This window comes from Actinorhabdospora filicis (assembly GCF_030269765.1).
GTDB classification, from domain to species: domain Bacteria; phylum Actinomycetota; class Actinomycetes; order Mycobacteriales; family Micromonosporaceae; genus Actinorhabdospora; species Actinorhabdospora filicis.
In genome coordinates this window covers 95,497-116,299 of the sequence record NZ_BSTX01000006.1, presented here as the reverse complement: position 1 = coordinate 116,299, position 20,803 = coordinate 95,497, and the positions used below count along the sequence as shown (strand labels likewise).

The 20,803-nt window shown below is 73.7% G+C and carries 17 protein-coding genes; 3 read left to right on the top strand and 14 right to left on the bottom strand.

Annotated features, from left to right (window positions below; all coding sequences use genetic code 11):
- Positions 1 to 651: 651 nt before the first annotated feature.
- On the bottom strand, positions 652 to 1,758 hold the full coding sequence (locus QSK10_RS31190) for a thioesterase domain-containing protein (protein WP_285667018.1): 1,107 nt from the start codon (positions 1,756 to 1,758) through the stop codon (positions 652 to 654).
- 264 nt (positions 1,759 to 2,022) lie between these two features.
- On the opposite strand from QSK10_RS31190, the gene QSK10_RS31185 reads away from it, so the two are divergent.
- Positions 2,023 to 4,878: an AfsR/SARP family transcriptional regulator gene (locus tag QSK10_RS31185; protein WP_285667017.1), complete on the top strand. Its 2,856-nt coding sequence runs from the start codon at positions 2,023 to 2,025 to the stop codon at positions 4,876 to 4,878.
- A 99-nt stretch (positions 4,879 to 4,977) separates the two neighbouring features.
- Here the strand turns inward: QSK10_RS31185 and pyrF are convergent, their stop codons facing one another.
- The 3 genes from pyrF to QSK10_RS31170 form a co-directional block, all read right to left on the bottom strand.
- Complete coding sequence (gene pyrF / locus QSK10_RS31180; protein ID WP_285667016.1) at positions 4,978 to 5,685, bottom strand: orotidine-5'-phosphate decarboxylase; 708 nt, start codon at positions 5,683 to 5,685, stop codon at positions 4,978 to 4,980.
- Positions 5,686 to 5,785: 100 nt separating this feature from the next.
- Positions 5,786 to 6,475: an NUDIX hydrolase gene (locus tag QSK10_RS31175; RefSeq protein ID WP_285667015.1), complete on the bottom strand. Its 690-nt coding sequence runs from the start codon at positions 6,473 to 6,475 to the stop codon at positions 5,786 to 5,788.
- Between the two features lie 63 nt (positions 6,476 to 6,538).
- Complete coding sequence (locus tag QSK10_RS31170; protein WP_285667014.1) at positions 6,539 to 7,153, bottom strand: transglycosylase SLT domain-containing protein; 615 nt, start codon at positions 7,151 to 7,153, stop codon at positions 6,539 to 6,541.
- Between the two features lie 126 nt (positions 7,154 to 7,279).
- Here QSK10_RS31170 and QSK10_RS31165 point away from each other — a divergent pair, with 126 nt between their 5' ends.
- Positions 7,280 to 7,783, top strand: coding sequence for an SAM-dependent methyltransferase (locus QSK10_RS31165; protein ID WP_285667013.1), 504 nt, complete (start codon positions 7,280 to 7,282; stop codon positions 7,781 to 7,783).
- On the opposite strand, the gene QSK10_RS31160 is transcribed toward QSK10_RS31165, so the two are convergent.
- A complete protein-coding gene (locus QSK10_RS31160; RefSeq protein WP_285667012.1) occupies positions 7,768 to 8,688 on the bottom strand; it encodes a cation diffusion facilitator family transporter in 921 nt (306 codons plus the stop codon). The two genes, QSK10_RS31165 and QSK10_RS31160, sit on opposite strands and share 16 nt — an antisense overlap.
- A 111-nt stretch (positions 8,689 to 8,799) precedes the next feature.
- Here QSK10_RS31160 and QSK10_RS31155 point away from each other — a divergent pair, with 111 nt between their 5' ends.
- Positions 8,800 to 9,555 (top strand): hypothetical protein, encoded by a 756-nt coding sequence (locus QSK10_RS31155; protein WP_285667011.1) that lies wholly within the window; start codon positions 8,800 to 8,802, stop codon positions 9,553 to 9,555.
- Here the strand turns inward: QSK10_RS31155 and QSK10_RS31150 are convergent.
- The 9 genes from QSK10_RS31150 to QSK10_RS31110 form a co-directional block, all read right to left on the bottom strand.
- The gene (locus QSK10_RS31150) at positions 9,540 to 10,289 is read right to left on the bottom strand and encodes an SDR family NAD(P)-dependent oxidoreductase (protein WP_285667010.1); all 750 of its coding nucleotides are present in this window, start codon (positions 10,287 to 10,289) and stop codon (positions 9,540 to 9,542) included. The genes QSK10_RS31155 and QSK10_RS31150 overlap by 16 nt on opposite strands.
- A gap of 90 nt (positions 10,290 to 10,379) precedes the next feature.
- Entirely contained in the window at positions 10,380 to 10,619 is a 240-nt protein-coding gene (locus QSK10_RS31145; protein ID WP_285667009.1) for a DUF6458 family protein, read from the bottom strand.
- A gap of 1 nt (position 10,620) precedes the next feature.
- Complete coding sequence (locus QSK10_RS31140) at positions 10,621 to 10,806, bottom strand: hypothetical protein (protein ID WP_285667008.1); 186 nt, start codon at positions 10,804 to 10,806, stop codon at positions 10,621 to 10,623.
- Between the two features lie 53 nt (positions 10,807 to 10,859).
- Entirely contained in the window at positions 10,860 to 13,157 is a 2,298-nt protein-coding gene (locus tag QSK10_RS31135) for a DUF6519 domain-containing protein (RefSeq protein WP_285667007.1), read from the bottom strand.
- Complete coding sequence (locus QSK10_RS31130; RefSeq protein WP_285667006.1) at positions 13,154 to 15,310, bottom strand: hypothetical protein; 2,157 nt, start codon at positions 15,308 to 15,310, stop codon at positions 13,154 to 13,156. The genes QSK10_RS31135 and QSK10_RS31130 overlap by 4 nt, the downstream gene beginning before the upstream one ends.
- Positions 15,307 to 17,772, bottom strand: coding sequence for a putative baseplate assembly protein (locus tag QSK10_RS31125; RefSeq protein ID WP_285666999.1), 2,466 nt, complete (start codon positions 17,770 to 17,772; stop codon positions 15,307 to 15,309). The genes QSK10_RS31130 and QSK10_RS31125 overlap by 4 nt, the downstream gene beginning before the upstream one ends.
- The gene (locus QSK10_RS31120) at positions 17,769 to 20,111 is read right to left on the bottom strand and encodes a putative baseplate assembly protein (RefSeq protein ID WP_285666998.1); all 2,343 of its coding nucleotides are present in this window, start codon (positions 20,109 to 20,111) and stop codon (positions 17,769 to 17,771) included. Before QSK10_RS31120 ends, QSK10_RS31125 begins: the two co-directional genes overlap by 4 nt.
- Entirely contained in the window at positions 20,099 to 20,461 is a 363-nt protein-coding gene (locus QSK10_RS31115; protein WP_285666997.1) for a GPW/gp25 family protein, read from the bottom strand. The genes QSK10_RS31120 and QSK10_RS31115 overlap by 13 nt, the downstream gene beginning before the upstream one ends.
- A complete protein-coding gene (locus QSK10_RS31110; protein WP_285666996.1) occupies positions 20,458 to 20,802 on the bottom strand; it encodes a PAAR domain-containing protein in 345 nt (114 codons plus the stop codon). The genes QSK10_RS31115 and QSK10_RS31110 overlap by 4 nt, the downstream gene beginning before the upstream one ends.
- Between the last annotated feature and the right edge of the window lies 1 nt (position 20,803).

Genomic DNA, 20,803 nt, shown 5'->3' with positions numbered 1-20,803 from the left:
CGGAGTCACGGGCGCGGTTCACCGGCGCGGCGGCCGTTTCCCGTACGGCCTGGCGGATGCGCTCGGTTCCGCTCGGGTCACCGCGATCGGTGGCCTGGCGGTGCCAACCGCCTCGCCCACGGCCCACAGCCCACGGCCAGTGGCCAGTGGCCCGGCGGTATCGGGTCGATGCCCGACATGTGCGGCCGATGGGTGAAGGTCCTCACCCTCGGATACCCACCATGTCCGCGGCATTCGCCGTCGCAGACCTGCGCGATGGGCGCGCCATGCCCGTCACGCTGATCGGCACCTGCGCCGGTGTTCGCTCCGGTCGGCTCCCGTTCGAGTCGCGGGCGCCCACCCGGCGTGATGCCATCGCAGGTCGGGGCAACACCGGTTGAAGCACGGCCGGTCGCGGTGCTACCGATTGAAGTGTCGCCGGTCGGTGTCCCGGTGCTCCCATGGCCCGGCGTTCCTGCCAGGCGGAGTGGCCGTAAACCCAGTTCACGCGCGTCAACTCCCGTCAATCGCGGCCTCGGTGTTCGTGTCGTCCTCGTGCGCTCCCATCGGGCGAAGGGGCCGGTCGGGCTGCGGATCGGGCGGGGCGGCGTAGGGCGGGTGGTGGCGGGCAGGAGTAGGGGATGTTGGGGTTGTCCGGTGGCTCGGGCGGCCTCAACCGGACCGGCGGTGGCAGGCGCCGCCGATGGCGGGGCAGTGGGAGATCCGCTGGCGCACCAGGGCTCCGGCCTGGTGTGAGCCGGGCTTCCCGGTGTGCTGCGGGATCCGGGGGCGGCGGGCCGGCCCGCTCGCCTTCGGCGGGGCGGTCACCGGCGGGAGCGGCGACGGTGCCGTCCCGGGCGTTGACCAGGGTGTCGTCCGGGGTGTCGTCCGTCGTGCCAGCGCCGGGGCCGCCGGCCGGGGCACCGGACGTGCCTCCGGCCGTGGTGGCCGTGGTGGCCGCGGTCGGCGGGGCGGCGGTTCGGTGGTGACTAATCCGAACACCCGCCGGAGGCCGTCCAGGGTGCGGGGATCGCGGAGGATATCGCGCAGGCCTTCGGCGGTGACGGTGCGGATCCGCAGCTGGCCCACGAGGGGACGCCATCCCAGGTCGCGGGGGGCGGCGGCGGACTGGATCAGCATCGCGGTGCCGGGGTAGCGCACGGGGACGTGCTCGACGTCGGCGAGGCGCGCGGCGGCCCAAACGACCTGATGCCAATGGAAGGAGGTGGGATCGGTACCGGACTCGGCCCAGCCGACGCTCGACATCTCGGCGATGAGGGCGCGGGCGTCGCGGGTGCCGAAAACACGGGAGAGCACGTCCAGGCGGAAGTCGTACAGGTCGCGCAGGTCGCGGTGACGGCCGAGATTCTCGCCCCCGGGGGCGGGGGTGTCGACCATGGCCAGGACGGCGGTGTGCTCACCGGCGGCGTGGAGCTGGCGGGCGGCCTCGTGGGCGAGGCGGCCTCCGGCGCCCAGGCCGAGCAGGCGGTAGGGGCCGCCGGGCTGGACGCGGCGGATGTCGCGCAGGTGGCGGGCCACGATCTCGGTCATGGTGGCCGGCGGCGTGCTGCGGTCGTGCAGGCCGATGGCCTCGGTCGAGTAGAGCGGACGCCGGTCGCGGATCGTGTCGCCGAGCTCGCGGATCTCTCCGCTGCCGCCGTTCTCGGTGTGGAAGCAGAAGATCGGCGAGCCGATGCCCTCGGCCAGCCGGACCAGCGTGTCGGAACCGGCGTCTGGGCGACGCGTCGCCCAGACCTTCTCAAAAGAATGTTCGGGCACGGAAATCTCCGTTTCTGGGCATGCTTGCAAGCCGGAACGACCCCCGTTGATCGTCCCGGCGCAGGGATCGAGCGACCCCGATGCCATCGACCAGTGAAGACGCGGCCCCCGAAGGCACGCGCGGGGGAGCGAACATGGCGGGGGCCGCGTCTTCATCAGAAGATGGAACACGGAGAGCTTGCCCCGGCCATGTGTTGATCTTGTTCGTGATCGTCCTTCCACCTAGCATCAAGCGCTACAGAACCTATTCACCGCGGGGGCAGCGTGGAGTTCCGAATACTCGGGCCGGTCGAGGTGTGGCGGGAGTCCACACGCGTCCACTTGACCGGACGCAAGAGCAGGTCGCTGCTGGCGGCGCTCCTGCTCACCCCGGGGCGCGCGGTCACCGAGGACCGCCTGATCCGCCTCACCTGGGGCGAGGACGCTCCCGTCACCGCGCCCAGATTGCTGCAGCAGCAGATCTCGGCGCTGCGAGGGCTGCTCGGCGACGCCGAGATCATCGCCCGCGACGCCGCCGGATACACCTTCCGGGGCGCGCCGGACTCGGTGGACCTGCACGTCTTCGACCGGCATTGCGCCGACGCCCGCTCGGCGCTGGGCATCGGCGACGCCGACAAGGCCGCCGAACTGCTCGGCGCGGCGCTCGCGCTGTGGCGCGGCCCGGCGCTGTCGGGCGCCGGTGACGAGCTGGTCGCCGCGGCCGGTCCCGGGCTCGACGAGCGCAGGCTCGCCGCGTTGCGGGACCGCGTCGAGGCCGATCTCGCGCGGGGACGGCACGACGAGCTCATCGCCGAGCTGCCCGCGCTCGTCGGCGACCACCCCTACGACGAGCGGCTGCGGCGGCACCTGATGACCGCCCTCGACCGCGCCGGGCGCCGCGGTGAGGCCATCGCCGCCTACCACGAGGTCCGCGAACTTCTCTCCGCCGAACTCGGCGTCGACCCGGGCGCCGAGCTCCAGGCCGCCTACCGGGAGCTGATCGACCAGCCGCACGCCGCGCCGCGCGCGTCCGTGCCGCGTCAGCTGCCGCCCGCGTCCATCCCCTTCGTCGGCCGCGACGAGGCGCTCGCCGGGCTCGACGCGATCCTGTCGGACGGCACCGGCCTGGCCACCATCGTCGGCACCGGCGGCGTCGGCAAGACCACCCTCGCCGTCCACTGGGGACGGTCACGGGCCAGCGCGTTCCCCGACGGCCAGCTCTACCTCGACCTGCGCGGCTTCGGCGAGGCCGAGCCGATGACGCCCGCCACCGCGCTGGAGCTCCTCCTGCTGTCGCTGGGCACGCCCGCCCGCGACATCCCCCAGGACGCCGACGCGCGCGCCGCCGCCTACCGCTCCCTCATCGCCGGGCGCCGCATGCTGGTGCTGCTGGACAACACGCGCGACACCGAACAGGTCCGCCCGCTGCTGCCCGGTGATCCCGCGACGCTCGTCCTGGTCACCAGCCGCGACATGCTCTCCGGCCTCAGCGCACGCGAAGGCGCCGCCCGCCTCCCCGTCGACCGTCTCGACCACGACGACGCCGCCGAGCTGCTCCGCCGCATCCTCGGGCACCGCGCGACGGACGAACCCGACGCCCTCGAACTCGTCATCCGCCGCTGCGACAGCCTCCCGCTCGCGCTGCGCGTGGCCGCCGAGCGGACCGCGCGCCGCCCGGACCTGTCGCTGGCCCGCGTCGCCGCCGAACTCGACGACGAGATCCGCCGCTTCCGCTTCCTGGACGCCGGGGACTCCCTCACCCGCGTCGGCGGCGTGTTCTCCTGGTCGCTGCGGCACCTGCCCGAGGACACCGTCCGCACCTTCCGCCTCCTCGGCCTGCACCCCACCGCCGACGCCACCCCGCACCTGGCCGCCAACCTCGCCGACGTCACCCCCGACGCCGCCGCCGGGCACCTGCGGCTCCTCGCCGACGGCTGCCTCCTGCAGGTCTCCGGGCCGGGCCGCTACCGCGTCCACGACCTCCTGCGCGCCTTCGCCGCCGCCACCACCCGCGAGACCGAGACCCCCGAAGCGCGCGCGGCGGCACTGTCGCGGCTGCACGCCTGGTACACGCACACTTCGACCGCCGCGATGGACGCGATCGGCGCCCGCCCCGATGTCCCCACCCCGCCCGAACCGCCCCGCCATCCCGGGCCCGCCTTCGCCGACGAGCGCGCCGCCACCGGCTGGCTCGCCGCCGAACTGCCCGCCGCGATCGAGGCCGTCCGCCTCGCCGCCGCCGGAGGGGACGACCGCGAGGTCCGCGACCTGCACGTCCCCCTCGCCGCGTACTCCCTGATGCAGCGCCGCACCGACGACGCCGTCGCCGTCCTCGAACTCGGCATCGCCGCCTCCGCCCGGCTCGGCGACGTCCCCGCGCAGGCGGCCGCCGCGATCAACCTCGCCAACACGTACTCGACCTCCCACCGCTTCACCCAGGCCGGGTACTGGTTCGAGCGCGCCGCAGCGCTGCACCGCGACGTCGGCGACATCCGCGGCGAGGCGGCCGTCATGCGCGGCATCGCGATCGTCCACGGCCGCGCCGGGCGCTTCGACGAGGCCATCGCCACCCTCCACCGCGCCGCCGACCTCGCCCGCGAGGCCGGTGACGAGATCGAACGCGCGCGCTGCCAGGTGAACATCGCCACCGCGCACAGCCGGCTGGACCGCTGGGAGCAGGCCATCCCCCTCTACCAGGAGGCCAGCGCGATCTTCGCCGACGCCGGGGACCGCCAGTCGGTACTGGCCGCCAAGGTGGGACTCGCCTACTGCCGGTGCGAACTCGGCCAGCTCGACGAGGCCGCCGAGGACGCCCGCTGGGTGGTCGATTCGGCCGAGTCCCTGGGCAACCTCGCGATGCTCGAACACGGCCTGCTCAACCTGGGCATGATCCGCTCGCGCCAAGCCCGCCACGACGAGGCCATCGCGCTCCTCCAGCAGGCGGTGACCATCGTGGACGACTGGGGCGACCCGCAGCGCCGCTGCACCGTGTACAACGCCCTCGGCACCGCCCTCGCCGACGCCGGGCGCACCGCCGAGGCCAGGCGGAGCTACGAGACGGCCATGGCGATGGCGCGCGAGATCGATGACGAGCGCGAGATGGAGCGCTCGCGGGAAGGGCTGGCGGACCTGCCGAAGTAGCCGCCCCGGCGCGGGACCGGACGGGTCGACCGGCCGACGGACCCGCCGGGGGTGATGTGGTGGCCTGCGACCGGGCCGACCAGACACCCACTCCCCCGCTCAGCCGCCCGCGAGCGCGGCGTTCTCGCGGATGCGGCGCAGGGCCTCCAGGGGGTCTTCGGCGCGGGTGACGCCGCGTCCCACCACGATGTGGGTGGCTCCGGCGGCGTAGGCGGCGGCGGGGGTGCCGGGGCGGGCGTGTTCGCCGGATCCGGCCGGGTCGGCGGAGACGCCGACACCCGGGGTGACGATGAGCGCGCCGGGTCCGGTGGCGGCGCGGATGGCGGGGACCTCGGCGGGTGAGGCGACGACGCCGTGGCAGCCGCTGTCGATGGCGAGGCGGGCGAGGCGGGGGACCTGGGTCGCGACCGGGTCGGTGACGCCGATGGCGGCGAGGTCGGCGTCGGTCATGCTGGTGACCACGGTCAGGGCGAGCACGCGGAGTCCGGGGTGGGCGGCGGCGGCTTCGACGGCGGCGCGCATGATCGCGGGTCCGCCCATGGCGTGGACGGTGACGAGGCCGGCGCCGAGACGTCCGGCGGCGTGGACGGCTCCGGCGACGGAGTTGGGGATCTCGAAGAGCTTCAGGTCCAGGAAGACGCGTTTGCCGGCGGTGACGAGGTCGCGTACGACGTCCGGGCCGACGGAGGTGAGGAGTTCGAGGCCGACCTTGTAGTGGCCGCAGTCGTCGCCGAGGCGGGCGACGAGGTCGTCGGCGGCCTCGCGGGAGTCGACGTCGAGGGCGACGATGACGCGATCATGATCCATGCGGCACATTCTGGCCCGCCCGTGCCGCGCGGGCGGGACGGCGGGTATCGCGAGCGAGCCTCGACGGGTGCGGCAGAAAGGGAAGGGCCGCCGCGTCCCATCATCCCCGGTACATCGGCGGGCGCAGCCGGGTCGCCTCCCCGGTCCGGTACAGCTCCGCCGGGCGGCCGCCGTCGCGGGTCGTCTTGCGCCCGGTGGGTTCCAGGAATCCCTCGATGCCGGTCACCTTGCGGTGGAAGTTGCGCATGTCCAGGCGGGTGCCCCAGACGGCTTCGTACACGCGCCGCAGTTCCGTGACGGTGAACTCCGGTGGGCAGAAGGCGGCGGCGATGGTGGTGTTCTCCAGGCGGTCGCGGGCGTGTTCGAGGGCGTCGCCGATGATGGTCCGGTGGTCGAAGCCGACGGGGACGGTGCCGTCGAGCACTCCGGCGACGGGCAGCAGCGCGGCGTCGGCGGCGTCTCCCCCGGCGGCGGTGGGGGGCACCTGGGGGACGAGGGCCATGTACGCGAAGGACGCCACCCGGTTGCGGGGGTCGCGGCCGGGCGCGGTGTAGGCGGCCACGAACTCCAGGTGGAAGCTGCCCTCGGGGATGCCGGTCTCCTCGGTGAGCTCGTGGCGGGCGGCGGAGTGGGCGTCCTCGTGGGGTTCCACGAATCCGCCGGGCAGGGCCCACATGCCCTGGAAGGGCGGGTTCGCGCGCCTGATGAGCAGGACGCGCAGCTCGGCCTCGACGAGGGTGAAGACGGCGATGTCGGCGGCGAGGTTGGCGAGGGACGGGTAGAACGTCATGAACGGAGACTAGCTTCCCGTCACCATGACACGAACCGGGCGGCACGGTCTAGGTGACACGGCCTAGCCGACGGCCTCGGTCGCCTTGCCCCAGTTCGCCCGCAGCTTCTCCAGGTACCCGCGCACCGAGGACGCCGGTTGCCCTCCGTCGGCGTAGGCACGCATGTTCCCCGGCCCGGCGTTGTAGCCGAGGGCGAGGAGCTCGTCGCGGGTGTAGGCGCCGGAGACGTCGCCGGGCAGGGAGGCCGACAGGTCGTGGAGGTACCAGGCGGCGGCGCGGACGGCGAGGTCGCGGTCGTCGGGCAGCTCCTGCCACGAGCGGTCGGCGAAGGGGCGGTCGCGTTTAACGTCCTCGAAGGCGGCCTCGTGCATGTTGGCGATGCCGAGGGAGGAGTCGGGGTCGTATTTGAGCCAGGCGCGTTCCAGGTCCGGGTCGTGGGGCTTGTACGACTCGTTGTAGAGGATGGCCATGACCAGGACGGGGTTCACGCCGGCCTCGGCGGAGCGGGTGCGGACCGAGTCGGCCATCTCGGCGGGGTCGTACTTCCCGGCGAGGGGTTTGAGCTCCCACGAGTCGGAAGGGGACGGTGTGGGCGCGGCCGGGTCCGCGCCGGGCGGCGAGCACGCGGTGAGCAGCGCGATGGCCGCGACGAAAACGAGCATCCTCCAGGTCCGCACGTTTCGAACAGTATCCGGTGGACGCACCGGGCCCGGGGGCAACGTGAATTGATCGCCGGGTGATGGTCGCGTGTCACCCGGTCGGGGGGCAGCCTGGGCTTGCCCCATCGCGATAGGAGGGTCACCGTGACCACACCCGAGCGCATCAGCTTCGCCGTCACCGCCCTCGGCCCGCGGCCGGGGGAACGCGTCCTGGAGATCGGGGGTGGCCGGGGCGCGTCCGCGGAGCTGATCCTGGCGGCGGTGGGCGAGGGCAGATACGTCGGGGTGGACCGCTCGGTGAAGGCCACCGAGGCCGCCGCGCTGCGGAACGCGGCGGCGGTGGCCGACGGGCGGGCGCAGTTCGTGACCGCGCATTTCGACGTGTACGCCTCCGAGGAGCGCTTCGACAAGATCCTCGCGCTCAATGTCAATGTCTTCTGGACGGGCGCGGCCACCGCCGAGCTGAAGGTGGCGGCCACGCTGCTGCGGCCGGGCGGGCGGCTCGTCCTGTGCTACGACCTGCCCGACGCCAACCGCACGTCGCTGGTCACCGCGCGGTTGTGCGGGCACCTGCGGCGGGCGGGGTTCACTCCCGAGGTGCGCGCGCACGTCCCGCTGGTGGTGGACGCCGTCTACCAGCCGGGGTGATCGCAGGCGGCGGCCTCGACCTGGAGGGTCGCGTGCTCGATGTGGTAGCCGTCGGCGAGGACGCGCCGCGCGGCGGCGAGGACCACGCCGGTGTCGGCGTCGGGGACGGTGGTCAGGTGCGCCGAGGCGACCTCCATGCCCGAGGTGAGGGTCCACACGTGCAGGTCGTGGACGTCGGTGACGCCGGGGACGGCGGCCAGGTCGGCGGTGAGCGCGGGCAGGTCGACGCGCGCCGGGGCGTGCTGGAAGAGGATGCGCAGGGCCTGCTTGCCGAGTTTGTAGGCGCGCGGCAGGACGAACACGCCGATGGCCACGCCGATGATCGGGTCGGTGTAGCGCCAGCCGAACAGCATGGTGAGCAGGCCGCTGGCCAGGACGCCGATGGAGCCGATCATGTCGGCCATGACCTCCAGGTACGCCCCGCGCACGTTGAGGCTCTCGGCGGCGCCGTCGCGCAGGATCAGCAGCGCGATCACGTTCATGACGAGGCCGACGACGGCGACGACGCTGACCGGCAGGCCGGGGACCTCCGGCGGCTCGCCGAGGCGCCCGACGGCCTCGTAGACGACCCATCCGGCGACGGCGAACAGCAGGAACGCGTTGAACAGGGCGGCGAAGACCTCGGCGCGGTACATCCCGAAGGTCCGGTCGGCGCGCGCGGCGGCGCGGCGGGCGACCAGGATCGCGACGAGGGACATGATCACGCCGAGGACGTCGGTGAAGACGTGCGCGGAGTCCGACAGCAGCGCCAGCGAGGACGTGGACAGCCCGACGGTGATCTGCGTGACGAAGGTGACCAGGCCGAGCCCGATGGCGATGGACAGCCGCCGGACGTGCTTGCCGGAGGCGCTGGCGGCCTGCGCGGCCGGTATCCCGTGGCCGTGCCCACCGTGATCGTGCCCCATGGTGTGTCCCTTCTGTCGACGCAGAACATATAGTGACATGCGCATGAGTGCAAGTGATGGGAGGGGCGGCGGGGAACGCCGAATGGTGCCGGGAGCCGCTACCCTGCCCGCATGCCCTGGCACGCCACCGAGATCGAGCGCACGAAGGACGCGATGCGTCCCTATTCGCCCGCGCCGCTCCTGGAGACCCCCGAGCTGCGGATCACCGTCGAGGGCACCAGGGTGCGCGCGACGGGCGCGCACTCCTGGATCCACGACACCCGTGTCCTGCCCACGAGCGCCCACCTCAACGACGGGAGCATCCTCGTCCTGACCGACTCCCTCGACTACCACGCGTGGGGGCACCTGGGCCCGGCGCTGCTGCTGGACGCCGTGTCCGGCGAGCTCGTCGCCGAGCTGCGGGGCGAGCGCGGCGCCGTCCACGAGGGCGGTTTCCTGTTGGGCCTGGAGGGCTACGACTACTTCGACACCTGGCACTACGACGGCCGGGGCGAGCTGCTGGACGGGTGGCGCTCCTACGGGCACTACCTGCCCGGCGGCATCGTCGTGGAGCGCGATCGCAACACGCGCACATCGGCGAGGATCGTGCGGCTGCTGCCCGGCGGGGAGATCCGCCGGGGCCACCGGCTGAAGAGCGGCACGACCGGCGAGCCGGTGATGCTGGCCGACGGGACGATCCTGGTGGCCGACGGCGGTCGCCTGATCGCGGTGGACGGGGAGTTGCGCGCGAGCGAGATGGCGGTGATCCTGCGCAAGCCGGCGGTGATCGACCTGCGGCTCGACGGGGACGTGCTGACCGCCGAGGCGACCTCGCGGGACGGCGCGCACAGCACGCGCGTGCGCTACCGGCTTCACCGGGCGAGGTAGCCGCCGTCCACGGGCAGTACCGCCCCGGTGATGAAGGACGCGGCGGGTGAGGCGAGGAAGACGATGGCCTCGGCGACCTCCTCGGGCTCGCCGAGGCGTCCCAGGGGGTGCGCGGCGGCCATGGTCGCCAGGTATTCGCGCCCGCCGGGTTCGTCGCCGAGTTCCTTGACGCGGGCGGTGCGGATGGTGCCGGGGGCGACGGCGTTGACGCGGATGCCGTGGGCGGCCCATTCGACGGCGAGGTGCTTGGTGAGGCCGGTGGCGACGAACTTGGCGGGCCCGTAGGCGGCCTGGCCGTGCTGTCCGGCGACGCCGGAGATGGAGGACACGCACACGATGGCGCCGCCGCCGTGGCCGAGCATGATCTCGATGGCGTACTTGCAGGTCAGGAACATGCCGCGGCCGTCGACGGCCATGACCCGGTCCCAGTCCTCGGGGCTGGTCTCCACGACCGTGGAGAGGGGGATGATCCCGGCGTTGGCGACGGCGATGTCAAGGCGGCCGCGTTCGGTGACGGCGGCGCCGACCATGCGGCGGACGTCGTCGGGCGAGGACACGTCGCCGGTGACGGTGGTGACCGACGCGCCCAGCTCGGCGGCGAGGGCGGCCAGGCCGCGCTCGTCGACGTCGGTGGCGACGACGAAGGCGCCGGTGCGGGCGAGCAGGCGGGCGGTGGCGAGTCCGATGCCGCCGGCGGCGCCGGTCACCAGGCTCGTCTTCCCGGTCAGGTCCATCTCGCGGCTCCGTTCGCGGTGACCGGACCGTCCAGGTCGGACGGTCCGGTCCCAGGCTAGGCGGGCTCCCGCCGCGGCGGGATCAAACGGTCACCACCGGCGCGTCTCGCGACGGTAGACCGGTTCCTCCCCCACGTCTCCGGGAGGCGGGGGGACGGCCGCCGAACGGCGGCGGCCCCAGATGACGGTGGTGATGATGAGGCCGGCGGCTCCGGCTGCCATGAGGATCCAGCCGACGATGTCGAGGTCGACGTCGGCGATGTGCCAGTCGACGGCGAAGGTGAGGATCGCGCCGGCCGCGATGAGGAAGATGGCCGCTCCGATGCCCATGTCAGCGCCGTCCCCACCGGCGTCCGCGCCAGGGCGTGCGCGAGACGGGTGTGGCGAGCTGGAGCGCGAGGAACAGCAGGCCGGCGATGGTGAGCGTGCCCGCGCTGATCAGGTCGCCGATGCCGGTGTCGGCGAGGTCGAGGATCAGGGCCAGTCCGAACAGGACGGCGGCGATGATGCCGAACATGTATCCCTCCGATGTAGACGCAGCGGAGGGATACCCGAAATGAGCGCGTCCATTCACGGCACCAGCCAGAACCACACCTCCCCGGTGCCGCCGCGCCTGCCGTCGCCACCGGGCAGGACCGGCCCGAACCCGCCGCCCTGGGGGACGAAGAGGTCCCCGTCGAGGCGCAGGGTCCGGTCCTTGTTCAGGATCAGGTGCCCGCGCAGGCTCAGCCGGGTGAGGATCCGCTGGTCGAGCTGGCGGGTCTTGAGCAGCGCCAGGATCTTGCCCAGGTACGTCGTCGCCTGGCCCAGCGGGCCCCAGCGCGCGACCTTGTCGGAGACGTCGTAGGAGCCGGAGACGACCATCGGCTGGAACGCGGCGAGCGCGTCGACGCCCCAGGTCTGCCGGTCGGTGTCGGTGATGGGCCAGGGCACCTCGATGGTGACGTTGGCGCTGGCGGGGTTGAAGGTGGTGGGGTCCCAGAGCCCGTTGGCCTCGATGAGGATCCCGGCGGCCAGTTCGCCGACCTTGACGCGGGCGTCGTTGGCGAGGGCGACGCCGCTGGTGCCGAGGGTCATCTTGGTGACGGCGAAACCGGCCTCGGCGGCGGGCAGGGCCGCGCAGAGCTTGTCGAGGGCGTCCTGCACGTTGGTGACGGTGGCGAGGGTGGAGCAGGCGCCGGGGGTGTAGGAGGTGCGTTTCGCGGTGAGCAGGGACGCGGTGAACTCCACGGGGAGCCCCACGTAGTTGCCGTCGGTGTCGAGGAGCCGCGCGGCCAGGCGCTGCACGGGTGTGCCGTTGTCCACGCTCCAGGCGACCGTGGCGGTGCCGTCGACGTCGGTGCCGACCGTGGCGGTGGTGGCGCCGCCGACGGTGCCGGAGCCCTCCACGACCTCGAAGTACACCGTGGCCCCGGCGACGGGGAACTCGCCGTTGGACACGCCCACCACGATGGGGTCCAGCAGCGGCGTCGGTCCCTCCGCGGCGGTGCCGGGTGTGATGGTCTGGCCGTCGCCGGAGACCGCGCGCAGTTCGGTGAGCTCGGTGAGCTTCGGGAACAGCGGGCGGCAGTCGTGGGCGTCGGTCCACTTCGAGCCGTCGAAGGTGACCAGGCCCAGGCGCGTGAAGTGGTGGTGGATCCCGGCGGGCGGCAGGGCGAGGGGGGTGCTCGACGCGTCGCGGGGCCACAGGACGTCGCCGAGCACCGAGCGCGCGGGGATCGTCCAGTGGTCGCCGGTGCGGTAGGTGACGGTGGACTTGGCGAGCCGGATCTGCACGCCGTCTTCGATGCCGACCCATCCCCCGTTGGCCGAGGGGCGTTTGGCGGGCAGCTCACCGGCGCTGTCCCAGCGGCGGACGCGGGGACGCAGCGGGTAGTCGGCGAGGTCGATCCCGGCGGGGGCGGCGAGGGTAAGGCGCTCACCGACGGCGTTGGCCAGTTGCACGAGCGTGCCGGGGGTCCCGGCGAGTTCGCGGGTGTCGTCGATGAGTTCGACCCACATGCCGGGGGCGAAGCCGGTGACGGAGTCGCGGCCGGGCGCCGAGACGGTGATGACGCCCTGCGGGTCGGGTCCGGCGACCCAGGCGGCGACGGTGGAGCCGTTGTCGCGGGCCCATTTCCAGGTGGCGTCCTTGTCGGCGCCGCCCTGGTGGATCTCCACCCGGTAGTGCTGGTTCTCCAGGCCGCGGTAGCCGGCCCCGGCGGGGACGACGCAGGGCCCGGTGGCGGCGGGGTCGGGTTCGGCGCGTGCTTCGAGACTGCCCGTGGAGCCCGCGGTGAGCAGCTCCCACTGCTCGGTGCTGGTGCCGCAGTCGATGTCCTTGCCGACGTCGCCCAGGCGCAGGAGCCGCACCTGCCAGACGGTCTTGACGCGGGTGGTGGTGTCGGGCCCGCCGAGGGCGACCTCGCGGATGCCGCCGTCCTCCAGGGCGGTGCGGTGCAGGTCCCAGGCGTGCAGGTAGGCGAGGTAGCGGCCCTTGGGCGGCTTGACGCCGTCGGCGACGGGCGTCCCGTCGTCCAGGATCACGCGGGGCATGCCGGGTGGCAGGTCGGGCTGGTCCCAGACCGACACGTTCGCCTCGTTCTCCAGCAGCAGCCCGTCGAGGTAGAAGTTCCCCGACCACACGTAGGGCGCGCCGCCGGGGATGGCCGGGCCGTCGCCGGTGGAGGTGAACAGCCCGAAGCCGCCGTCGTCGGCCGCGGCACCGGCGGGGCCGATGATGTCGGCGGTCGTGGTGGTGCGCAGGTGATCGGCGATCGCGGTCTGCTCGTTGGCGTCGGACTCCAGGTCGACCCGGCCCTGCTGGCGCAGTACCGCCCGGTAGTGCTTCTGCGGGTCGAAGGACGACCGTCCGGTGTCGGCTTTCACTTCTCACTCCTTGAGGCGGGGCTGACGGGCAGGGGCGCGGCGGCCAGCCCGAAGGGCAGGTACTCGTCGAGCGCGCCGGTGAGGTTGGCCAGGCGCTGCGGCCGGTGGACGACGCCGAAGACGCCCATCTCGGTGCCGTCGTCGGCGCCGGTGGACAGTTCCGGCGCGGTGCCGGGGGTGAGCTGGGCGTAGCCGAAGTGCCCGAAGTCCTCGGCGACGAAGGCGGGGGTGACGCGGGCGATGATCTGCGCGTCGGGCGCTCCCCCTGCCTCCAGGGCCAGGTCGGGCTGGCAGCGGTGGCGGCGGGGCGTGAGCGAGGCGGGCGGGACGTGGCTGAAGCGCACGCAGCCGGACTGGGTGCGCTCGATCTTGACCTTCTGCGTGAAGAGGCAGTCGGAGGCGTAGAGCTCCTTGGCGACGGTCTGCCCGAGGATCGTGCAGGCCACCACCGAGACGGCCGCCTCGGGCGCGTCGATCGCGCGGGCGGTCTCCTGCTGGACGACGCTCTCGGTGATCTCCAGGGACGTCACCGTCGCCGGCAGCTTCACCGGCCCGCTCAGGCAGCGGTACAGCTCCACCGACAGGCGCGGGTTGGCGGAGTTGACCTGCACGCCGCCCTTGCCGGGGACCACGCCGGTGTGGCGCAGCCGCAGGGCGCCGAGGTTGGCGGGGGCGGCGCCGACCACGCGGACGTCGCCATCCACCAGCAGCCCGTCCAGGCAGAACTCGCCGGGCTCCTCGTCCTCGGCGGCGGTGCCCAGGACCTCGATCCGGCCGGTGAGGCAGGGCCGCAGCCCGCTGGGCTCGATCCTCCCCAGTGGACGAACCGTGGACCCCGGCGGGCCGGACGCGTCGGGGATCACCGGCCACGAGGCGGCCACGATCGACAGGCGTGCCCCGGCGCCCACGCGCGGCCGGGCCGAGGCGGTCAGGTCGGCGGCGTAGCGGTGGCTGTCCAGGATCGTGATCAGCCCGACGGTGCCGGGATGGGCGTCCTGGTAGTCGTTCCACTCGGCGACGGCGGCGGCCACGTCGGCCACCACCTCGCCCGGCACCGGCGGCTCGCTCACCGAGACGGCCAGCTGCCAGGTCACCGGGCGGTCCAGCACCGGGCCGAGATCGCCGCGGCGGCTGTAGGACCCGGCGCCCACGTCGGCGACGCCGCCGTAGGCGTGGCTGACGGCGAGCCGGTCGGGGACGTCGCCGTCGGGCAGCGCGACGCGGCCCAGCACCGGGTCCACCGCCACCCGCCCGGCCACGGTGGGGCGCCGCCACACCGTCAGGTCGCACACCTGCACGTCGACGGGGTCCACTTCGGACAGCGGGTCGCCGGGCGCCTCGGCGCGGTGGACGCGGAAGACCGGCCGGTCGCCGAAGAAGGTCCCGGGTGGCGCGCCCGCGCGCAGGGCCTCCAGCTCGGCGAACAGCGGGCGCCGCCGCAGCAGGCCGGGCACGTTCTCCTCGGCGGCGAAGTGCTCGATGTCGGTCTCCGGGCGCGGCGGCATGAACAGCGGCCGGTCGGCGCCGAGCGGGTCCACGGCGTAGGTCCCGGGATCGGCGAGCGCGAACGCGGTGGCCTTCGGCAGCCAGTAGGAGGAGACCGGCCACAGGTACAGGCCCACGTTGGGGATGTTGTGGCGGCCACCGGCGCCGATGCGGCGCACGTCGACGGTGTGCGCGAAGGTGTCGAAGGGGCCGTCGACCAGTTCCAGCGCCTCGCCCCGGCGCAGGTCGGCGGTGGCGGGCCGGTGGAGGCGGAGGTGATTGAGGTTCTGGGTGGCCGAGAGCAGCTCGAAGAACTCCACCGCCTTGGCCGGCCAGCCGGTGGTGTCGCGGGAAAGCTGCTCCAGCATCGCCAGGGTGCCCTTGCGGCGGCGGAAGCCCAGGGTGTTGGCCACCCAGGCGCGCCCGGCGGTGCCGGGGACGCCCTGGACGGGGTGCAGGCCGCGCACGCCGAGCAGGTCGCCCAGGTAGGGCACCAGCCATTCCTGGCAGGTCTCGATGAACCAGTCCTCGCCCATGCGCGCCAGTTCGGCGTCGACGAGGTCGGCCTGGCCGGTGAAGGCGTCCAGGAGGGCCCGCAGGACTCCCCCGGCCTCCAGATCGCGGCGGCGCAGGGCGGCGGGCAGCAGGTCGTACAGGCGGTCGCTCATGGCAGCGGCTCCCGGAGTTCGGTCAGCTGCACGTTCTCGGCGCGCAGGGTGAGCAGCTCGACCGGCGCGGCGGGCAGCGTCACCGCGAGCCCGCCGGAGCCGGTGCTGAGGACGTCGAGGTCGGCGCCGCGGACGCCGAGGGTGTTCTGCGCGACGGCCAGCACCTCGGCGGCCGAGACGCGCTGCCCGAAGGCGCGCTTCTCGAAGGAGAAGGTGTCCACGAGGGACGCCGTCACCGCCGCCGACACGTCGGCGTAGGCGCGGCCGGGCTCCACCACCAGGCGCATCACGACCGTGAAGGGCCTGGGCACGAAGGTCTCCAGCACGACCTGGTGCCCGGGGTGCCTGGCGGCGTCGATCCCGGCGCGCAGGTTGTCGTGGAGGACGGTGCCCGGCAGGACCGGCTCGCGCGCGGTCGTCGCGGCCACCAGCCGGATCACCTGCCGCTCGCCGTTCCAGGCCAGGTGCGCGTGGGCCTTGCCGATGCCGGCGAAGGAGCGCGCGAAGTCCTCGTAGTCGCGCAGGGACACGATCCGGTCCAGCGTCAGCACCGTCGTGGGCGCGTTCGCGCGGGCCTGGCCGAGGACCTCGGGGTCGGTGCCGCCGAGGGCCGCCACCGGGTTGATGACCTCCTCGACGCCCAGGGGCCGCGACATCGGCAGCGCGATCTTGTCCACCGCGACGTTCCCGGCCGCGCCGATGCCGACCCGGTAGCTCGCGCGGACGTTCTCGCGCCCGGTGGGCAGCCGCGCGCCGGTCACCCCGTCCCCGAAGCGCACCACGGTCGTGGCGTCGTCGCGGCGGCGGGTGGTGTAGACGCGCGCGGTCGGGCCCTGCCCGTACAGCGAGGGCACCTCCGTCCACAGGAGACCGTCGACGCGCACCTCCAGGCTGGAGCGGGTGCCGCTCGGTGTGGACGCCGAGGTGTAGGTCAGCGGCGTGCCGCGCAGGGTGAAGGTCTGGAAGGCCGCGGCGCCGTCGCCGCCGCCGAGGATCTCGGTGCGCGACTCGCCGTCGGTGGCCGCGGCGACGTTGGCGTTGAGGCGCACGGTCACCGGGACGTAGCTCGCCACGCCGGTCTCCAGGACCAGCGTCGAGCCGACCACCGAGGCCACCCGCGCGACCTCCGAGCGCGAGCCACCGCGCAGCAGCTCGCCGCGCACCGCCACCAGGCGGCCCGGGACGACGCCCGGCACGCCGTTGGTGGGCACGACCGTCCCGCCGCCCCACCCGTACAGCGGCCGCTCGGCCAGTTCCAGCTCCTCGGCCCCGCACCACACGACGGCGTTACGGGGGGAGAAGAAGTTCAGGTGCTCGCCGGTGATCTTCAGCCGCGAGACCTGGCCCTGGAGGAGGTAGTCGGCGCGGGAGGTCTCGTCGACCTCCTCGACCCGGAACAGCTCGATGTAGCTGGGCGTGGCCAGCGCGATCCAGCTCGCGGGGGTGAGCCCTTGGTAGACGCGGTCGAGGAACACATCTTCCTGGGTGGCGCTGAGGTAGGCGTCGGCCCAGGAGTCCTGCCGCCCGGCGTAGGCACCGGGCACCCAGTGCGGGACGTCGTGCGGGCCGCCGCCGGTCTGCGCCATCTCGCCGTAGCGCATGCTCACCGGCAGCGACTCCCACGGCGGCGCGTTGTGGCCGAACAGGGCCCCGCGCTGCCGGAAGGCGTACACGCGCTGCCCTTCCCGCGTCGGATGCACCAGCGGCTCGGTGGTGCCCAGGGGCATGTCGAGGGTGACGACGGTGTGCTCGGCGAGGTCGCCCACCCGGTCGACGGCGCGGACGCCCGCCACCCTGCGCACGTCCCAGTTCTCGTTGTAGCGCGAGCCCAGCCGCTCATTGCCGACCAGCAGGATCATGTCCCCCGGGTTCAGCCCGGTGGTGATGCCCTTGAGGTACAGCTCGTCGTCGCCGAGGGCGGGCGGAACCCACATGGTGACCGGGACCTTGATCGCGTTCCACTCCGGCCGGGCCTCGATCTCCTCGACGGTCTCGAAGGCCCGCGGCAGCTCGCCGGGACCGGGCACGCTCTGCGCCCTGGTCCCCACCGGGATCGTGATCTTCTCCGGGGCGGTCACCGCGTGCATGATCGTGGGCACCTCGACCCCCGGCGCGTGCGGCACCGGCACCGGTTTGGCCAGCGTGAAGGCCAGCGCGGTGGACGCCGCCACCCCGGGGCGCAGCTCGTAGCCGATGGCGCGGGCCAGTTCGAGGACGGAGTAGCGCTCGGTGGCGGTGCGCAGGTAGCCCTCGTTGGCGATGCGCTCGGTGTAGAAGGTGAGGACGTCGAGGCCCATCGAGTAGGCGTCGGCGGTGGCGACGAGCGGCTCGGTGCCGTCGTGGGTGCCCAGGGCCCGCAGGACGGGGTCGGCGCCGAAGGCGCGCAGCAGCGCGGCGAGGAACGTCGCGTGCGTTCCGGCGCGGTAGTCGATGGCCGGGAGTCCCGGCGGGTTGGCGTTCACCGTCCGCCCTCCAGGGTGAGTTCGAGGGTGCCGCGCTCGGGGAAGCTGCGGTCGTTGTCCAGGCGCAGGACCTCCAGGTCGGCGGCCTTGAGGTAGCCCTGCTCGATCTCTCCGGCGGGGGTGCGCCCGAAGCGGCGGCAGCGGGTGACCTCGGCGAAGGCGACGCCGGGGACGGCCATCGCGGCGCGGTAGACCTCGGAGAGGTAGAGGGGTGTGCCGAAACCGAAGTCGTCGGGTGAGAAGAACTCCCGCCGCGAGAAGGCCTTCAGGAGGGCCTGGTGGACGTCGGCGCGGAAGAAGGCCGGTTCGACGCAGACGCGCAGCGCGAGGTCGAGGGCGACGGTGACGGGGTCGGTGATCTCCAGGTCGTAGCCGGTGATCCGGTGCCGCTCCAGGTGCGCGCGGACGTCGGCGAGGAACGCGGGATCGCCGGTGACCGGCGCTCCCCCGGCGCGATCGAGGGTGAGGTAGACGGTGTACCAGCTGCCGGTCCAGCGGAACCGGGCCCGCGCGTCGAGGACCTCCGGGTGCAGCTTGGCGACCCGGGCCCAGTCGGCCTCGGTGACCGCGCGGCGCTGCTCGCGGAAGGCCTGCGGCGCGAACTGGCGGACCTGCTCCATGCTCTCCGGCTCGGCGCCGCCGAAGCCGGGCATGGGGTTGGTGACGCCGGTGAGGCCGTCGTGGTCCCACACGACGCGGTGGAGGGTGCCGTGCCCGACGTTGGCGGTGGGCCCGGAGCCGACCCGCAGGTCGGCGAGGAGATCGGCGCCCTCGGTGGGCGGCATGCCGTAGACGCCGTCGCCGAAGCGGAGGCGGGCGGTGCCGCCGGTCTCGGTCTCCACGACGAAGTCCCGGTCGAAGCGGCCGGAGCCGAGCAGGTCGGCGCGGGCGGTCCAGGTGTCCTCCCCGTCGATGAGGGTGACGGCGGGGACGGCCTCGGCCGGGGCGCGGCGGGCGGCGTCGGCGGCGGGACGGGCCCGGGCCACCGACGCGGGATAGGGCTCGGCGCTGGTGACCGGACCACCGGGCAGGACGGGCCGGTAGCGGCCGCTCGTTACCGGGGCCAGGGGCGCCCGGACGCGACGGCCGTGGTCGGTCAGGACCACGTTGCCCATCGCCTCCGCCATCGCCATCGGCGGAGCGCCGGGTATGGGGGAGGCGCTGACCACGAGGTCGAAACGCAGCGCGTCGGTGTAGTGCCAGGTCACCTCCAGCACATCCACGCCCTCGACGGGGTCGGTGGTGGCGCGGACGGAGGTGAGCCGCACGGCCTGGCGGTGCGCGGGATCGGCGTCGACGGGCGCGCCGGTGGCGGGCCCGGCGGTCTCGGTCAGGATGATCACGTCACCGGGTTCCAGACCGAGCCCGGCGCCCCCGGCCAGGGTCGCGGCGGTGGCGCCCGCGGGGATGACGTACTCCTCGGCGCTCCAGGTGTGCAGGGCGATCCGCGAGCGCGCGCCGATCATCAGCAGCGGGTGCATGGTCTCGAAGACGAGACCGCGGGTGGGCGCGGCGTCCATCGTGGGCGGGTCGCCGGGACGGCCCGGGGCGACGGGCGTCCCCGGCGGCAGGACGAGCCCGTCGCTGCCGCCGCCGGGCTCGACGTCCACGGCGATCCAGCAGCGCGCGTTGCATCCCTCATGGACGCGGTAGTCGAGCAGCCGGGCGTGGCGGCGGACCGACACGCGGCTGCGCGCGGTGCCCAGGTACGCCTCGGTGCCCACGGCGTCCTGGTGGTAGCTCTGCTTGTCGAGCTCATGGGCGAGGGCCTCCACGACGGCGATGAGCGGATCGGCGGGACTGCGGTCGGTCCAGCCGGGCATGAGCGCGCTCATCCGGTCCAGCATCAGCGCCCGGAAGCCGGTGTAGTCCTTGGCCAGGTAGCCGATCGGCGGCGCGGGCGGCACGAGCGCGGGCTCGGGCTCGCCCGGGGCGCAGTCGAAGGGGTTGGGGCAGCCGACCTTGAAGGAGAAGTCCACCGTGGACAGCCGCGGGTCGAAACCGGTGGGCGGATCGGCGGCCTCGCCGTCGGCGAGCAGCCGCAGCGTGTAGGTGGAGAAGTCCCCGGCGCGGTCGACCCGCACCGTGAGCACCTCGGCGGCCGAGACCACGGTGACCGTCTCGACGCCGGTGACGCGCTCGCCGCCGGTGACGACGACGTTCCCGGCGGCCAGCGGCGGCGCGGCCGGGATCCCACCGGCCTGACCGGGCAGCGGGTGCAGGAAGTGGACGCGGAGGATGCGCTGGTCGAGCGGGTCGACCTCCAGGTAGTCGACGCCGTTGTGGGTGGTGCTGGCCAGCACCTTGCGGCGGCGGTCGGCGTCGTTCACAGCGACCACCCGAACTCCTCCACACCGGCCCGGTCACTGCCGCGCGCGGTGTAGGAGACCTCGACGACCAGCCGCTCGCCCTCGGCGCGCACGGTCGCGCGGTGGACCTCGATGAGGTCCCCGAGCCAGCGCTGGAGGGCACTGTGGACGGTCAGTTCGGTGGTGGCGGCCAGGACCTCGTCGGCGGGCGCGAGGACCAGTTGCAGCAGGCCGCTGCCGAAGTCGGGCCGGTTGACGCGCTCGCCGGGCTGGGTGAACAGCACCTCCTCGATGAGGCCGCGCAGGTAGGCGGCGTCATCGGCGGCGACGCTCGTGCGCCCGGCCTCGTCGAAGCCGAGCGGGAAGCGGACGTGGCTCACTGTCCCACCACCCTCGTCTGGGCCGCGGCGATGACCGGCGGTCCCTGCGGCAGCTGCTCGGGGCTCTGGCACAGGCCCGTGGAGGTCATCAGCAGCGCGGGCTGCCCGTTGACCAGGACGCGGGTCGCCCCGACGACCCACTGGACCTTCACGCACGGCGAGGGCTTGGTGCCCGGGCCGACGGGGATCTGGAAGGGGCACCCGGCGACCACCGTGTTGTCGGTGAGGACCGCGACGGGCGTGCCGTTGACGATGACGCGGGTGTTGGCGGAGATGATCTGCGCCGGCGCGCCGTGCGGGCAGCTGACGGTGGCGCCGACGTGCAGGAGCGGCCCGGGCATG